The 17,272-nt window shown below is 34.9% G+C and carries 14 protein-coding genes and 1 tRNA gene; 2 read left to right on the top strand and 13 right to left on the bottom strand.

Going from position 1 to position 17,272, the window contains the following annotated elements:
* Positions 1-217 precede the first annotated feature (217 nt).
* The 3 genes from GILLI_RS00885 to GILLI_RS00875 all read right to left on the bottom strand — a co-directional run bounded on the left by GILLI_RS00885 (position 218) and on the right by GILLI_RS00875 (position 5,498).
* Positions 218-913 carry a type 1 glutamine amidotransferase domain-containing protein gene (locus GILLI_RS00885; RefSeq protein ID WP_006987230.1) on the bottom strand — a complete coding sequence of 232 codons (696 nt, stop codon included), beginning with the start codon at positions 911-913 and terminating at the stop codon, positions 218-220.
* A gap of 239 nt (positions 914-1,152) precedes the next feature.
* Positions 1,153-2,967, bottom strand: coding sequence for an FAD/NAD(P)-binding protein (locus GILLI_RS00880; RefSeq protein ID WP_006987229.1), 1,815 nt, complete (start codon positions 2,965-2,967; stop codon positions 1,153-1,155).
* A gap of 656 nt (positions 2,968-3,623) precedes the next feature.
* Entirely contained in the window at positions 3,624-5,498 is a 1,875-nt protein-coding gene (locus GILLI_RS00875) for a PLP-dependent aminotransferase family protein (RefSeq protein WP_006987228.1), read from the bottom strand.
* Positions 5,499-7,205: 1,707 nt separating this feature from the next.
* Here GILLI_RS00875 and GILLI_RS00870 point away from each other — a divergent pair.
* On the top strand, positions 7,206-8,948 hold the full coding sequence (locus GILLI_RS00870; protein WP_006987226.1) for a mechanosensitive ion channel family protein: 1,743 nt from the start codon (positions 7,206-7,208) through the stop codon (positions 8,946-8,948).
* Between the two features lie 79 nt (positions 8,949-9,027).
* On the opposite strand, the gene GILLI_RS18250 is transcribed toward GILLI_RS00870, so the two are convergent.
* From GILLI_RS18250 to GILLI_RS00855, 4 genes are all read right to left on the bottom strand, one after another.
* Positions 9,028-9,180 (bottom strand): hypothetical protein, encoded by a 153-nt coding sequence (locus GILLI_RS18250; RefSeq protein WP_156798603.1) that lies wholly within the window; start codon positions 9,178-9,180, stop codon positions 9,028-9,030.
* A 253-nt stretch (positions 9,181-9,433) separates the two neighbouring features.
* Positions 9,434-10,048: a hypothetical protein gene (locus tag GILLI_RS00865; RefSeq protein WP_006987224.1), complete on the bottom strand. Its 615-nt coding sequence runs from the start codon at positions 10,046-10,048 to the stop codon at positions 9,434-9,436.
* Positions 10,049-10,667: 619 nt separating this feature from the next.
* Positions 10,668-11,387, bottom strand: a complete 720-nt coding sequence (locus GILLI_RS00860) for a DUF3891 family protein (RefSeq protein WP_006987223.1) — start codon at positions 11,385-11,387, stop codon at positions 10,668-10,670.
* 197 nt (positions 11,388-11,584) lie between these two features.
* Positions 11,585-11,917 (bottom strand): YciE/YciF ferroxidase family protein, encoded by a 333-nt coding sequence (locus tag GILLI_RS00855; protein ID WP_342633054.1) that lies wholly within the window; start codon positions 11,915-11,917, stop codon positions 11,585-11,587.
* On the opposite strand from GILLI_RS00855, the gene tnpA reads away from it, so the two are divergent.
* On the top strand, positions 11,911-12,369 hold the full coding sequence (tnpA, locus tag GILLI_RS00850) for an IS200/IS605 family transposase (RefSeq protein WP_006987222.1): 459 nt from the start codon (positions 11,911-11,913) through the stop codon (positions 12,367-12,369). The two genes, GILLI_RS00855 and tnpA, sit on opposite strands and share 7 nt — an antisense overlap.
* 123 nt (positions 12,370-12,492) lie before the next feature.
* On the opposite strand, the gene GILLI_RS18735 is transcribed toward tnpA, so the two are convergent.
* From GILLI_RS18735 to GILLI_RS00820, 6 genes are all read right to left on the bottom strand, one after another.
* Positions 12,493-12,594, bottom strand: a complete 102-nt coding sequence (locus GILLI_RS18735; RefSeq protein WP_280985171.1) for a DUF892 family protein — start codon at positions 12,592-12,594, stop codon at positions 12,493-12,495.
* 88 nt (positions 12,595-12,682) lie between these two features.
* Positions 12,683-12,961, bottom strand: a complete 279-nt coding sequence (locus GILLI_RS00840) for a hypothetical protein (protein WP_245545583.1) — start codon at positions 12,959-12,961, stop codon at positions 12,683-12,685.
* A gap of 1,133 nt (positions 12,962-14,094) precedes the next feature.
* The gene (locus GILLI_RS00835; RefSeq protein ID WP_006987220.1) at positions 14,095-14,814 is read right to left on the bottom strand and encodes a phage integrase SAM-like domain and Arm DNA-binding domain-containing protein; all 720 of its coding nucleotides are present in this window, start codon (positions 14,812-14,814) and stop codon (positions 14,095-14,097) included.
* A 252-nt stretch (positions 14,815-15,066) separates the two neighbouring features.
* Positions 15,067-15,140, bottom strand: a tRNA-Pro gene (locus GILLI_RS00830).
* A gap of 113 nt (positions 15,141-15,253) precedes the next feature.
* Positions 15,254-16,558 (bottom strand): cryptochrome/photolyase family protein, encoded by a 1,305-nt coding sequence (locus tag GILLI_RS00825; RefSeq protein ID WP_006987219.1) that lies wholly within the window; start codon positions 16,556-16,558, stop codon positions 15,254-15,256.
* The gene (locus tag GILLI_RS00820) at positions 16,558-17,256 is read right to left on the bottom strand and encodes an SDR family NAD(P)-dependent oxidoreductase (protein WP_006987218.1); all 699 of its coding nucleotides are present in this window, start codon (positions 17,254-17,256) and stop codon (positions 16,558-16,560) included. Before GILLI_RS00820 ends, GILLI_RS00825 begins: the two co-directional genes overlap by 1 nt.
* Positions 17,257-17,272 lie beyond the last annotated feature (16 nt).

The following is a 17,272-nucleotide window of genomic DNA, read 5'->3' as shown; positions in this document are numbered from 1 at the left end:
AATTTACAAAAATCAAATCCGATTACTTAAAAAGTAAGTTTATTGATTTTATGGATATAGTGGGACATCCTTGTGTAATGTCTCAAAATGTTTTCAGTACGGATGATGTGCAAATACCTTAATATAAACAGCTAGATATTATTGAATCGGCTAAAAATGCTTCTCTCCTATATCTAAAATTATTTAATTTGATACGATTTTCATTTTATTAAATTTACTAGTTGTTTTTTTTCCAAAAGTTTAATAAAGCTTTCGCAGTTGGTCCGGCCGACAACGGATTTTGACCTGTAATCAATAAGCCATCAACTTCTGTGTGTGAAATAAATGGAACGGTTCCAGTTCGATAATCTGCGCCCAATTCCTTTAACCGATCTTCCAATGTATAAGGGATATTGTTAGATCTAAAAGCTAATTTTTCTTCGGAGTTGGAAAATCCAGTCACTCTTTTTCCTTTTAAGATTGAAGAATCCAGTTCTGCGGCTTTAATCAAAGCTGCGGGACCATGACATACACAAGCTACGGGTTTGCCATTTGATAGAAAATCTAAAATTAACTTTCCACTAAGATCATTTGAAGCTAAATCAAACATTGGTCCATGTCCTCCAGGGAAAAAAGCAGCATCAAATTCAGGAGATGAAATTCCTTCCAATAGGAGGGTAGTATTTAAAGCATTTTGAGCAGTAGCATCATCCTGATATCTTCTGTTAGAACTTGTTATATTTTCTGTCATTTCACTCATTGGATCGATAGGAGGTTGGCCACCTTTAGGACTTGTAAGAGTAATTTGGTGTCCATTATCAAGAAATTCGTAATAAGGGTCGGTAAATTCTCCAATCCATAAACCAGTCTTGCTATTAGTATTTACTAAATCTTCATGTGATGTAAGAATCATTAATATTTTCTTAGAAGTCATTTTTTTTATTTATAGTTGGTATAATAAATTTAGTGTACTATTTTTGTTATGACGAGAATTATATCTTTTACCATATTCTATTAGACTAACCTTTCAAAAACTTTTTTCCATCGCTATATAAATTTAAGATATCCCTTGAGCTACTTTTTGAAAATTTTTAAATCTACAATTTTTTACATTTAAAGTTAGACTTCAAAGTCTAAACCATTCGGTTGTAAATAGATGATTCATGTCTTTTCTTAAATTTCATTATCATCATAGAGCTCTGTGATTTTTTCAATTTCTACGTTAATATCGGAATTTTCTGAAAAGGCGGATAGCCAAACTTCTATTAAAATCTTACTGGTGGCATTGCAAGCTTGTAGACCATAGGAATAGGGTCTACATCCGGAAGTATGTGTAAAGCTGATGTCATAAATACTATCGTTTGGCTTGCCATCTTTACCTATTAGCCTATATGCAGCATCAATATCTACACCTCCAGTGTAAAGTAAAAGGTCATTTTTTTCTTCGAAGATCAAATCTATGTTCACATTTTTTGGAAGTTCATTAGAGTTTTTCAATGTTTCAAACTTGGCCCTGGCTTTTCTTACATTTCCAGCCTTGATAAGAGATGCGAAAGGAAACTGCTCGAGTTCAATATTTTTCTGCCCGGCACAGTTAACGAACATTCGATATTTGAACGTGTCCTTTGTTCCATCTTCCTTTTCAACTTTTATAACCGTTCTATCATTATTCCCACTATTTTCAATCACTTCAACTTTCCCCACAACCAAATCAATACAACCTGCGTCATAAATTGACAAAAGGATATTGGCTGAGGATAAAGGGAGCGCGGCGATTACGTTCATAAGGAATGACATTACTTCCCTACGAAAAAACAAATGATCTTCTGCAGGTAATAGCTCTGCATGAAAATTAAGGCAGTACATTAGGTCGTCCAAAGTTTCCTTCCAATATATCGGCATATTTTGGTTTACAGAGTTACGCGCTGCTACTCTTTCTTTACGCATTCCTTCAAATGAATTAGAATATTCGTGGTCATCTGACATAATTTGAATGAAATCTTTGAAATTTATGTTATCACGTTCAAGCTTTTCAACCATTTTAGGCATTTTGTCCTTTATAAAAGATTGAATTAATGCTTGTCTGCAAATCTTGTCAAAAAATGTATGGATTCTCAAAAAACCGTTATTATCTATAAGGGATATCATTTCTTCCCGACTAGTATGCCGGTAGATTTCACGCATAGGATATTCCTGTTCGTATTGCAAATGTGGAAGCCAGCCTTCTAATGAGTGCAATACTATCTTAAATCCTCGGGCGTCTGGATTTAGATTAAAACATAGCTCATCTCCTTTTTCAATGAAGACACCGTGTCTACGTGCAAGAGAGGTTACAACGTCAAAGGCACTTAGTGAAGCGCCTAGTGTACCTATTGGATAATTATAATATTCTCCGGACTCTGGCAATAATTTATGAATGGGCCACGGGGATGAGTAATATCCAATTTCCTCATTATCTTCTTCAAACCAATGATGACCAGTGGCAATAATTATCTTATCGAAACTCCTTGAACCTCCCTTTACAGATTGCACAAGTACCCTGCTAGTTTTCTCATCCATTTGGATATCGCTAACTTCTTCCTCTTTAATTTGATGAACTATAATACCTTTTTCAGTTAACTGTTGAATGAGGATGTTGTATTGCTTCTGGAAATATGCCCCTAGGGAGATGCGGCTATAAACCTTCGTATCATCGATTGGAAGATCATTAACGTTCCAAGAAGATAGCATTTCAGGTTCCTGCTTTCTCAACCAATCCCCAAAGGTTTCTGGCAAATCCGGTATCTCTTCCGACGAAATATTAGCAAGGTTGTAGATATCGGTTGTTTCGGGATTATAAGGCATGCCCATTCCCATATGTACACCCTTTTCAAAAATGCTGATCTCTTCAATGGTGTTTTTAAATTTTTCAAGGTGATCTGTAATATGCTTTAATAAGTAAATTGCTGTTGCACCAGAACCAATGATCGCAATATTTTTTTTATCCATGAGTTATCTTAGGCATAAGATCTTAAAGATATCTAATTCATAAATCCGATAGAGTTATAAAAAATATAATTTTTAATACAATAACTTTTTGTGAAACTAATCCTTGAAGGAATTTGTATGATTAGAAGGCTTAATGGAAATCGGTAATTTAAAAGCCTGAGATTTATAGAATTGTGATGATAGAATCTTATATTATATTCCGCTTGCCAGGATAGAAATTGCTTTTAGTTATAAATCTATCTTTATTATAAAAAAATGAGAATGCTTTAATTGGTTTATATCAAGGAATGTTTGAAAACAATATTCTGACCTTTAATCCTGGTTGGGACGAAAACGGAAATAATATCGAGCGCTTTAACGATATTCGGTAAATTCAAAGCCAGTTAAAAAATAAAGGAATTAGAATTGACAATGAAATTGACCCTAAAACAAGTGGTCCTGCGAGTTTGATGATAACCGACCCGGATGGCAATGTGATTTTATTCGACCAACATCGTTAAAAATTACGTTTTCAAAACGGAAAATGCCTTTAGATAAAATCGGTTATCGCAATCTGACAGTATTTTATAGCATTTAACTTTTTAACCTACTTAGCCCCTTAATTGCTGTATATGCTTAGGTGTTTTTTCTTTTTAATATGCTCTTCATTTATAAAGTTATATTTCTTCAACAAATTTTAAAAAGACTTTTTTATGAAGCTCAAGATCCAAATTAGGAGATACTGATACACGGGCAATATAATCTTTGTCACCTTCCTTAGTTGTCCCTTGAGTAGATGTTGCCGGTATCGTCCAATAACAACCTTTTAGCTGCCCATAGCTCACACAATACTTGCTTTCATTCGGGATTTCTGTGATCATTAAATTGATTAATTTAAGATTTAATTCCCTCTTATAAGCTTCTTTTTCTTCGACAGTATTTCCTTTGGTGGGAAGATCTAATGAAAATACAGATGGGGTAAAACCTTCTTGTGCCAATTCTTCTGAAACAAAATTTATTTTTGCGGCTGGTAGAGTCTCCTTGATAAAGTTTACAAATTCACGTGTATTCTTATAAGCATCATGAATCCTTTGATTCATTGAAGGTAGTTGTTTTGCTAATATTTTAACCTGAAGATCTGTTGCCTCGTTATCGCAAAGTTTTAAATGCTTGTCTATTTTTCCCATCAAAGCCTCCCCTTTTTTATTTGCTACACAGTAGCCAGCAGTACATTTTCCTCCACTTGGAAATTTCGATCCACTTACATATGAAATCGTTCTGACAGCTGAGAGTATTCCAACTTCACTCAAAAATTGTATGTTAGGACAAAATGTTTGATCTAAAATAAAAACAGGAGCTATAGCCACTTCACCAGATGCAGTTTTACGCTTTTTACTTAAAACGTCTCTTAATTTTTCCAGATCTGGAACTTCAACTCTAGGGTTCGTTGGAATTTCAGCAATTATATACGGGATAGCATCTTCGTTGGCAATTTTATCCAAAACCCTATCGATACTTTGCACCATATCATTATCACCATCCACTGGTAAGTCTACTACTTCAACATTATCGGTACAAGCAGCAACTCGTCTTGCCTGGTCATTTGTGCCGCCATAACAATTTGGTGGAACAATAAATTTGACAGCCTTTCCTTTATGATTTTCTAAAGCATCGTGAATGAGCCCCATCATAATCGCGTATTGAACAGATAGTCCACAAGATCCGAGAAGCGCTTGTGAATTTGTAGCAGTAATCTCTTTAATTGAATCTAAGACAGCTGTTTTGCTTGTCCCGATATTATTTTCATCTTTCTCGATAGAGGATTGCTCTACTAGAGACTTTAATGCAGCAAGAGAATTGGCTGGTGTCATCGCAATGGTCTCTCTTCTTCGAACATGCTGAATATCTGAGATATAACTTTCATTTTGTTCACCATTTACTACTAAAACACTTCCAAGCTGAGAATGAAGACTGATAAAAAAGTCAATCCCGGTAGCTAACGGGTTGCCGGGGAGATCAATAGTACCAATTTTTTCTTGTTGTGAAATGAAGATGGTACTGCCGTTATCCCGATAGCTATCGGGACTGGAAACTTCTTCTACTTTCTCAACTTTCTTTAGTTCAAATTTATAACCATAAACACGCTGCACCACTTCAGCATCAAAATAGTCAGGTAATTCACCTGTATAAATGATTTGTGTGTTTTTATTATCTAATAAATTTTTTCTTAGAATAGCTAAAACAGGAATCGTCTTGGATGAAAAACTTATTACATTATTTGGTTTTAGATTATTTAAGTTAGCAATTCCCCATTCTAGGATACAAGATAATGGATGACCTAATCGAATATAGTCATAAGCGGTGGGCAATTTATTTAGTGAGGATGTTTCAGAATTATTGCTTTTAAATAAGGTTTCAAACTGTTCCAGGAATTGAGTTTTCGCCAATTTTTCATCATAAATATCTAGTCTATGGGTTGTTAGATTCAGCCAGCCAGTAGGCATATTTCCTAATACATCTTTAATATAATTCAGCATTTTACTGTCTTTCATAATTACCTTTTTTGGTAGGCCGATAATATACATTAATTAGATTTATTTTAAAAGTGTTACAAGACGTTTCATCACTTGTACCGAACTCTCTTGTGTATGAAACTTAGCGTGTAAAAAGATGCTATTTTTTAGGATTAAAACCGATCCGAATTTTTTATGTTGTTTTCAACTTATCAATCTTAAAACAAGACGAACCATTTTAGCAAATATTTATAATATTCAGAGAGCTTTCAGAATGCAAATATGAACTGTATAGTGTATTCTTTTAAAGCTAATTCTGTTTTTTATTTAGAGCCTATTTAAAGCACCCGTTTTTCAAATATGTCTTCTGCTATTTTTTGTGGATCATCGCTTAAGCTAAGATGAGTTCTGAGCTTTGAATTATTCTTGCTGTTAACCATCTAAAACGATTTGATCATTCTATAGGCCTATTTTTCATCAAGCAGGTGCGCCATCTCAAACTAATCCCAGGCCTTTAAATAATCTTCCTAGAAATCTAAATCCAACAAGTTAGAAGGCTCTTAATTTGTCTGGATTGATATAGTATTTGGTACCTATAAGCTTTTTCCGTTTAAAAAATAAAAAATACAGAAAACCACTATCAATTTCAAAAATAGGTGGTAGTGAGCCGCCTTCTCTCAAAGGTTTTCATATTGCACTACATTTACAGTGCGAATATCAATTTTATTCATAGTTACAAAATTACTAATGTGCCTAGGTTTTTACTACTGATCTACTGTGAATCTATCTCAATTTTTATGTAAAGCTTTGAGAGTCGATTGGTAAAGAATCAATAGATTGAATCTGTGAGCCCGGAATAATAGTGTATAAAATTAAGGAAGAAAAAATTTGTTTTTATCTCACTTCCCTGTTAGGTAAGGTTTTTTAATGTTACAGACCTGAAGATTAAGCGTGTCATAGTCAAAAAGGAAAAATTATCCTGTAATATCGGGTCTTCGGATCTTATAACAAAGTACAAACAGATGACAATAGAACCCGCTTTAACTCTATACAGCTGGCTTCTTAAATTTTCAAGAACATTTTTCAACTCCCAAATGGCGATTGTTTTCCGTCTCAGGATTTTTTGAGGAAAAATTGCATAAAAATGCTACAATCTAGTTTACTTCACCTTCTTAGCATTTTTCTTTAGATCCAAAATTTAAATAAGGATGTCTATTACTGAGCAACCTATTTTATAGAGTAACAATTCTGCAGGAATCTTAAAATGGTTTAAAATCGATTTTCGGCAAGCGCCAATTATTTCAATCGAAATTATTTGATTACAAATACGTGGTCTAAAGCTCATTTCGTGGATTTTTTTTACCTTTATAGAACTCTCCTCCCTCTCGAACATCACAGAGTATATTTTACCTTCCAGTCAATTCATTATCATATTTTAAATTTTGCCAATTGAATTAAGGATAGTAAGTATTATATCAATATATTAAAGGGCAGAATTTTATTTTTGTGAAAAAAATGCACTTCTTCACTCCTTTGTTAATTATGGATAGTTTAAATTGGATTATTGCCTGAAAAACTTCGGTAGGAGGAATCTCACAAAAAGTATTTCAATCTTAGATTGAAATAAGAAAGTTGCCTTATCCCTCGAAGCAACAGAAAAACTTTGCCGTCAGTGGACATAATATTTAAAAAATAGATCGCTTGAAAAAATTATTTGTAGTCCCGAAGTATGAAATACCAATAACAATGAAAACAATTTTAAGGGCTCTTCTATTTATTTTTTTGAGCAATATGGTTGGAATAGGAGTTTACACTGCGAAAGCTCAAGACTCAACCAGCACCAATGTTCCTTCAAAAGACAGCACCATAGTAAAGGCTAATCTTAAAGCAAGTTCAATTCGGGGCTATGAAGATAAGTATTATGTTGTTCAGCACAGAAATCAATTCCTTGATCAATCAGAAATGAATGTTAACAGAGAAACTCCCCAAGCTTCTCTTGAAAATTTTATTTTGAGCGCTAGAAACGCGGATTATCTCAAGGCTGCCCATTCCCTTAATTTAAATTTAATTCCTGATAATGTTTCTAACGAGCAAATAGAGGAACTAGCCCATAAACTTTTCATTATAATTAACAAAAATGTCACTATCGATTGGGATAAATTGTCTGAGAGGCCTGATGGGCAGATAGATAAAATATTTAATAAAAATAAAGCGGTTGCCGCAGAACCACGAAAGAGCATTGCTTTCGGAACATTAAATCTCAACGAAAGGGATGTAACCCTGAGACTACAACGGGTAAAATACAAAACCGAGCCGCCATACTGGGTTATATCTGCTAATACCGTTGAACATATTGATGCGCTCTATGCAGCATACGGACCGACTAAAATGGTTCAACTAATACCGGAAGACTGGGGATTGCAAGTTGAATTTTTACAAATACCCCTTTGGAAAATAATTGGATTATTAATTTCTTTTGGGATAGCCTACATATTAGGTTGGTTCACATTGTTTATATTAAAACGAATATTTGGCAGCTCAAAGTGGGAGTGGATTTCTTCATTCTCATTTCGTTTAGCGTTACCGGCTTCTTTTTTCGTTGGGGTTCTTACTCTTTATTTGCTTTTAAACAACTTAATTGTATTTACCGGGGATTTTGCTAGTGGTTTTTACACAACCCTTTTAATTGCTACAGTAGCTTGTGGTACCTGGTTTGTTATGCGTTTTTTAAATGCCTTTTTTTCATTTTTGGTTGAAAATAAACCAGATAATATCTATGCCGAAGAAAATTCAGAGACACGTCGAATCCTTACCCACATATCAGTAGCTAGAAGGATTGTTTCATTTATAATTTTTTTGATAGGAGCCGGCATAATTCTATCTCAATTTGAAGGTTTCAAAAACTTGGGTACATCACTCTTTGCATCCGCGGGAATTGCCACCATAATTATTGGTATTGGAGCTCAAAGTACTTTGGGTAACATTATTGCTGGAATTCAAATAGCAATTACTAAACCAGCTCAGATTGGTGATCTTGTATTATTCGATGGGCAATGGGGCCATGTAGAAGACATTGGATTTGTTTATATGATCGTTAAAACCTGGGATGAAAGAAGAATCGTTACACCTCTTAAAAGTGTCATTTCAAATTCATTCGAAAATTGGTCAATGCGAGGTTCAAAGCAAATTCGTTCCATCGATATTTACACCGACTATAGAATTAACATCCAAAAAGTTCGGGAAAAATTCGAAGAACTCCTTAGAGAATCCTCAGCTTGGGATGAACAAGTTTCACCGTCCGTTCAAGTGGTAGAATCTACTGAAAAAGCTATCAAAATTAGAGCATTGTGCAGTGCTAAAGATCCTTTTGCCGCTTGGGATTTACAGTGCGAGCTAAGGGAAAAACTTATAGATTACATTTGCGAATTAGAAGCAGGATTGGGGTTGTCAAAAACCAGAATTGCTTTAGAATCTCCTGATAAAAAGTGATTTATAAAAGAAAATTTAAGTAAACATATGGATGATATACATTATTCAATTTTTTTTTAGGATTTTTGAACCTGAAAATTTAAATAAATAATAAGATACTACCGTTGGCCAAACCACTCCTATTGTTTTCATTCCTGTCAATAAGAGGAACCTTAAAACTCAATTTGGATATACCTATGACCAATCCTCCCAATTCTGCTCCAATCACAATAAAATCGTATACTTTAGCCACTAACTTTAGAGATTTTTAGTTTAGATACATACTTCGATGAGACCAAAAGATAAGGGCTGTGAAGAAATTTTGTACTCACACCCTAAGTGAATTTCCCATAAGCAAACCTACCGGAAATTTAAAAGGAAGAACAGGTTTTCAAATTTTAAAACATTTTTCTGACGAGGCAAGCCTTGGCGTATTTACTTTCCGGGAAATAAAAATCTGCCGGAGGATAGAGTCCTTCGGCAGATTTAAATTCCATGTCAAAAATTTATTTATTCTTCTTGTTTTTCATTTCCTTTACCTTAGACATATCCATTATAGTTTTGTCTGGGTTAGTGATATCGCTCTGTGGTACATCAAAAGCGAGCTCCTTCAGGTATTGGTGTTCTTCTCCCTGCATCATTTTCATGATAGTTTCGGCATACATATCTCTTGCTTCCTCTACACTGCGTTCTCCCTTAATTATATCGTTAGCAAGATTTAAAGCGAGATAATTAGCGGCTTCTTTATCACATCTAGCAGCCATAGTTCCTTTTGTGCGTTCCACAATTACACTTCCATCATAGCGGGCAAGATCTGAAAACTTTTCTACCGGAACATCGTAATTGATCACTTGTTCCAATACGTCTTTATGAGGCATAGGAAAGTCGTGTTGTATTTCTTCTTTATAAACGATAGTATGGATGTAGGGACCTGTGTTTTTCCAAATGAGCATATCATCGGTTTGCTGGGAAGGCTCCCCATATTTCTCTATCATTTTATGAGCAACTTCGTGTGAAGTTTCAGGCCAACCCTTAATTTTATTCTGTAAGTCCTGAGACTGGAGGGAAGAGCCTGCCAAAATAAATATGGCGACCATCGTACTTGCTATAATCTTCTTCATAATATCACATTTTTAGATTGTTATATATATTCTATTAAATTAAAGGTTAAACTACAACACAATTATCCATTAAATAACACTTACCCCCAGTTTAACCTATGTTTAGCAAAAATTCACAAGTATTTATGAAATGGTAGGTAAAGCTTTAAACGGAAGGAAAAATTTAAAGCAGGCAAAAAATATTTTTATATAATTAGGAGAGTGTAGATTGCTCTTTTGGACGCGTAATTCCGCAGGCCACCCGTAAATCCTGCACGTTCAGGACTCGTTGCGGGAAGTCTTAAAACTTTGTGCCCAGCTCTGAGGAATCGAGTTTTAGATCTTTTGATGGAGAAAGAAAAGTACCCTAATCAAAAACACCAATGCCTGGCAATGTAAAATAATAGTAGGTAAAAAAGTCCTAATTTAAAGGGGATTAGCCATCTTTCATTTATGCGCAACTTGGCTGAAAAGAGGTATTTAGTCGGCTCCTATTCTTACACTACCTGAACAAGCATTACTTTTCTCTTTACAACTTTTCATAGTTGTAATTTTCTGTTTTTCTTCAGTCGGTATCTAAAGGTATTTGTGTCGGCTGGACGCAGAACAACAAGATGACATACTTCTTGGGTCGTAAAAATCATCCTTCAAGAAACTCATAAGTTATAGTTTCGATTTTCATATTGTGATATTCTTTCAAAAATGCATTTTCCGAGTTGAAAGATGCAGATTTCATAACACGGCATTCTTTATACACTGAAATCTTATTTGATTCAAATGGCCAAGGCTCTATTATGAATTTGTTATTTAAATTAGTCACGAAAACTGAATTCTCACTTAGACTATCGTTGATCTCAATTTTGCGATTTGTCTCTGGAAGTTCGTCAAAACAAATTATTAGAGATAGTCGGTCCGTAAACTGCAAAACTCCATACATTTTTTCAAATAAAGTTTTCCCTATGTTAAATCTAGTGCAGACATCATCAATGATGTCCCCGTAATTTGCCTTGTTGCTTTTAAAAATGTTAGGATGGAGAAACTTAAGGTGTCTTACAATCAGGGCATTTACAATTGATGATCTGTAAATAATGGTGTGCACCATTGTTTGTATCTTCTTTAAAGTTTGGGTTTCAGTTTCTTTACTTTCTCTAAAATCCAAGGGCATTCCCTTATTATTAAGTACTGAGCCAGAATTAAAATCCGTTTCTAAAGTTTCGTGGTTATAGACTGCCAACAAAGTTTCCAACCAATATTCATTTTTAAAATTTTCCGAAAGTTTATCAGCAATTTGTGCGGCCAAGAATGCATGTGCCGTCTGTGTAACAATCTCCCACCCTCTATTCGTATTTTTAACAATCATACCTGTAAATTAAGAATAACTAAAAACTCTCATCTTCTGTATCGTTAGTCTCAGGTACAAACTCTCCTTTTAAGGTTCTCTTGGATTTTATCCCAGTCGTAAACATAATAACTGATTTGTAACACTGTCAAGATTCTAAATAGCTTCTTCATAACTCTTATGATTAAAACCCCACCTCATTGAAGGTTGGGGTTAATTTAAACTCTATTTTTTTTAAGATTTTGCTTTTTATTGAGCCTGTCTTCAGCAAGATCATTCAATTTTCTATAGGCTCCATACTCGTCATCCAGAGTTTTCTGAAGCTTTTTAGCAACATCTTTATGTCCTGGCTCTTTGGCATAACGAACAGCGGTTCCATAACCTGAGATTTCATAATGCTCTATACGTTGAGCTTCTGCTATCATTCCAGCATGTTTGACATCTGTATCCATAACTTCCTTTAAAAACCCTTCCGCCTCTTTAATCTCTATTGGGTTTAATTCCCCGAGGCTTGCCTCGTTTATTATTACTATTTTGTGACTCGATGTCACAAAATAGTAAATTCATACACAAGAGCCATAACGTAACGGTGCTTCTTTACCATTTGGTGAGCAGTGCTAAATATCGAAGGGTTGTTATTTCTGATTCGGTCGACCGAGTTTTGGTCGCGACATGTTCGGAGATTGAAAAAAGATATGAAGTTTGTTTTCTAGAAGTGGGAACGGACAAGAACCATGTTCATTTTTTGATTCAAAGTGTTCCTTCATATAGCGTAACAAAAATTGTTACGATGGTAAAAAGTATCTTAGCTAGGGAAGTTTTTAGGCAATGTCCAGAAGTGAAAAAGCAGCTTTGGGGTGGAGAATTTTGGGGAAAGGGTTACTTTGTGAACACCGTCGGTCAGCATGGAACCGAGAATGTCATTGCCAAATATGTCAAGGAGCAGGGAATAGAAAAAGAGTACAAAGTATTGAAAAAAGATTATCAGTTGAAATTATTTTAATGCCTCGTGGGCTTGCCCCGAGGATTATTTACTTAAGCCTTCCATTGCTTTACACTTTTCGCCTTTGGATTTGAAACCTTATTCTTTGCAAACTTCTTCAATACGTTTTTTATGCTCTTTAGTTTACTCCAAATGACTTTCTAATGCTTTTTTTAGTTTGCTATCTTCTGCGGCATTAATCAGCTCAGGCAAAGTTTCGGTAATTTGATCCTCTGCACTATGCAAATCTTGTAATTAATGTTCAAATAACTCTTCGAGATTTTTCATGGTTGCTTTAATTAAATAATTACTATTTTAATTATCAATAGTGCATCTAGTTAGGGTTTTGATCACTCTTATCGTGACCTTCCAATTTTACTATTTTATTGTAGATCCCTAAAAGAAGGAAAGATGCTGCCCATTGGCCCACAAAGAGCGCCGTTTTACTTCGATTCATTAATTTGAGAGTTAAGGATCCGCCCATAGATACAATAGCAGCTGCTAAAAATACTCCTGAAGGAATTTTTGAGGTTTGTTTTTCAATTTCTTTGGTGGTTTCACCTTCTCTGTGATCGTTTTTCAAATTTGTCATGGCTTTTTTTTTAAATTTCATTAAATCTATTTCATTCCCTCATAGAATAAATTACAATTTGCAATAAATTAACTATCAATTAATTATCGATGTGTTCAATGTTAAATATTTAAAATTATTCTTACTTATTTAACATTTTTATAGAAACGTTTTTTAAACAATATTTGAGTCTAATTAGCTATTTTTATAGGTGGGTATTTCCTGAGCTATTATGGGTCTTTTTCTTGGAATTTCACTCGTTTGGATACTGGAATCTGGAAAACCGAAAACCCGAAACTTTCAAGCCGCTGCACAAATTATCATGACTTCGAGCCTCAGTAATCGAAAATAAACCTCTTTTTCCCACTCTGTTTATAATTTTAACATAGACCAAGGCTATTACAAATTTGCAAATTGGATTTGATGAGATTATGACTTCTTACATCTGCGAAAAATGGGGATAGATTTTGTAAAAGCTCCCACTTAAATGCTAAATAAATGTTCAGTTATGAAAGCAAATAACGAATAATGTGAACCACACGCCCCTTGTTGAAATTTTATATATATAAAAACCAAATCATAGTGTTTATTTTAGTTCTATACCTTTCTTAGGTATGTTTATCGAATAAATATTAAAATGTCAGTATCCGGATATATTCAGAAGCTATCAGGTCTAGAGAAATATTCCTTTTCATTGGACTTACTTTAAAAATCAGGAGTGGAACAGGTTCTCCGGTTAGAGCAGTTGCAGTATTTGAAAAACAACCGGAATAAAAACCTATCGCAATAACTAAGCAAATTTTTGGCTGGTACGGCCTAAAATGAACTCACAGGAATTAGTAGGTTTTAAAGAAGATCTTGAAGCTTAGAGTTGGGAAATCGAAGATTCAACGAAGTTAAACGTTTTGCAGCTGGGGATTCAGGCGCCGAAATAAGGTACAGGTGTCATTTTAAAAATATATTATTAAGAGTACATTTATAAGAGTGTTGAATATATCGCTTGTTTTAAACGACCAGGTATTATTTACTTGGTCTTTCAAAGTGGCACAAAACGAACCCAAACAACTGGTACAAAACGGACCGTTGTAGGTTCGCCCCACCCGCTAAAAGTGGCACAATTGAACCGAAATGCCTGGCACCAACCGACCTAAATCACTGGCACAATTTGATCCGAGTTATCCACAAAATTCCAAAACTTCAAGTTCCGATTGGGATAAAAATGCCCGTTGAGGTTTTGTGAACTTTAATGAGAATCTCAAAAAAGGATCTTTCTCAATCCATTCTAATCGAAGGGCAAGACCCATCATCTTTTTTAACCGTTCCAGATGTTTCATCACCCCATTATTATTAAGAGGTTGGGATTGGTTTATGGATTTTCCATTTCGAAGAAACTGTTCAAAATCAAGGATGAATTTATAGGTTATTTGCTTTAGGTAAATGTCATTGGTCCTTAATTTATTCTTTAAATACCGCTTAATGTATCGTTCAGTGGTAAAATAATTTTTAAGTGTTCCCAGGGTAAGAACATTTACCATTTTTGTGTTATGGTAGGTAAGGAGATCACACAGTGATTTATGTAGTTGATCGGTACCTAGAAAGCGGGCTTTTAATAGTTGACTAGTTATAAATTTATCTTCCATGAGCAAACTGTCATACGCCTTATAAATCAGCGTTCTAGTCCGATCAATTTTCATGTTAATTTCCTTTGCCTTTAGGGAAGTACCTTTGACTTTTCCGGCTGAGGAATCCCAATCCTTAAATGGAAGAGCTCTTTTTAAACTTACTTCAAGAGGCTTTCCGTTTACGGTAAGCCTTGCATATAAAAGTGAAAGATCGGGATGTTTCTTATTTCTTCGAACAAAATAAGAAATGGAAAAAGTTTGATTTGTACGCATCGTAATTTGTTTTTGTTAAACAATGATTTAAATACGAAAGTCAAACTAATGTCAATAAGCACTTTTTTAGTGCCTCATATCGTAAAGATACGAAAAAATGAACTCACGATTAACTCAAAATTAAAGAGTAAACTCACGATTAACTCAGGAATAGAATGTGTTCATTTATAGGCGTATGAATAAAAAAAAGGGTTAACTATATGAAAACCATATAATTAACCTTTAGTTACATTTAAATGAAATGTTGAAAAGTCGGGATGACAGGATTTGAACCTGCGACCACACGGCCCCCAGCCGTGCATGCTACCGGACTGCACCACATCCCGATTCTATTAACGATTGCAAATTAAGTTGGTTAAAAAGAATAATCAAAGTAGAAATGCATGTTTTTTAATCGCTGCTCCTTTTTTAATCCCACCAGTGGATTTAATTCAATAATTTATTCTGAAACAGCTTCTTTATAAACCCTTAAAGCCCGTTCCCGGGCTTCTTTATGATCTACCATCATCTCAGGATATTCAGCTGTGCCAAATTCTTTTACATATTCCTTAATATACGCATGCTCTTTATCGTAATCCTTAATTTGTGTAGTTGGATTAAAAATTCTGAAATAAGGTGCTGCATCTACGCCACAGCCTGCTACCCATTGCCAGTTCCCAACATTGGAAGCCATTTCATAATCGAGTAATTTTTCAGCGAAATAGGCTTCTCCCCATCGCCAGTCTATCAATAAATGCTTGCATAAAAAACTGCCAACCAGCATCCGTACCCTGTTGTGCATAAATCCTGTTTCATTTAGCTGCCGCATGCCGGCATCTACCATTGGGTATCCGGTTTTTCCCGTTTTCCAAAGCTCAAATTCAGCTTCATTATTGTGCCATTCGATACGGTCATATTTCTTTTTAAAAGATTCATTTTCAATACGCGGAAAGTGACTCAGGATTTGCATAAAAAACTCCCTCCAGATCAGTTCATTCCAGAAGATCTCATTTTTTTCCGAAATCGCCTTTTTGACCATTTTTCGAATTCCTACCGTTCCAAATCTTAGATGTGGTCCTAAATGTGACGTTGCATCCAGCGCGGGATAATTCCGCTTTGCTTCATATTCCTGAATCAGGCTGGGGGTAACTTCATAATCCAGAACCTTTATTTTTGAAGTTTCAAATCCAATATCTGATAAGCTCAAATTGGGCAAACGTGAATTTTGGACTAAATTATTTATATGCTGACTGGTATAATGAATTTCAAGGTCGATTTTCTTAAATTTCTCTTTCCAGATTCGCATATAGGGAGTGTAAACCGCATAGGGATCGCCATCTTTTTTTACCACTTCATCTTTCTCAAAGATCACCTGATCTTTAAATGTATGAAATTGGACGGTTTCTGATTCTAGTAATTTTTCTATTTCAGAATCTCTTTTTTTAGCATAAGGTTCGTAATCCCGGTTTGTAAAAACCTGTTGAATCTTATAATTTTTCAGAAGATCTTTAAACACTTCGACGGGTTTTCCATGATAGATGGCCAAAGAACTTCCATTTTTCTGTAATTCCTTTCGCATTTTCTGAAGGTTCTCATGGATAAAAGAAACCCGCGCGTCGTCTTTCGGTAATCTTTCAAGAATTTCTGTATCAAATATGAAAATGGGTAAAACCGGAAGATCACTTTTAAGAGCCTCTAGAAAACCCACATTATCATCCAATCTCAAATCTCTTCTAAACCAGAATACCGATACTTTTTCACTCATTAATTTAAATTGATAGTAGAAAGTCCGCCGTCCATACCCAGAACCTGTCCCGTCATCCAGCTGCTTTTTTCCGAAAGTAAAAATACTACCATATTAGCAATATCTTTAGCTTCTCCAACGCGCTTTAGAGGATGCCGTTCATCCATCTTTTTCTTTTTCTCATCATTGGAAAGCAATTTTTCAGCTAGCGGAGTATTTGTGAGGGAAGGGGCAATCACATTAACTCTGAAGCTCGGTGCATATTCTGCAGCCAGCGCTTTTGAAAAACCTTCTATGGCTCCTTTAGCTGCTGCAACACTGGTGTGAAAAGGCATTCCAACTTTTACGGCAACAGTGCTAAAAAACACCAGGCTTGCCTGATCTGAATTTTTCAAGTTCGGCAATAAGCCCTGAACAACTTTTACCAGGGAAATAAAATTAAGGTTCATATCTTCCTGAAATGCCTCGGGCTTCAGCATTTTAAAAGGTTTTAAATTAATACTTCCGGGGAAATATACCAAACCATCTATGGTATCGGGAAGATCCAAGTCTTCAATCTTATCTTTTGTCACATCGAACTCAAGATGTTTAACATTCAAATTTGCTAATTGCTCTGAAGTCCGGGAAGCGATAAACACATTATGATCTTCAGCGAGGATTTTGGCAGATTCCAGACCTATTCCGTGGGAACCTCCTATCAATACAATATTCTTTTTCATGGCTGTTTTTTTTAAA

It is taken from the genome of Gillisia limnaea DSM 15749 (assembly GCF_000243235.1).
Classification (GTDB): Bacteria; Bacteroidota; Bacteroidia; order Flavobacteriales; family Flavobacteriaceae; genus Gillisia; species Gillisia limnaea.
The sequence above is the reverse complement of the archived record's forward strand: the minus strand, read 5'-3'. Positions and strand labels throughout refer to the sequence as shown.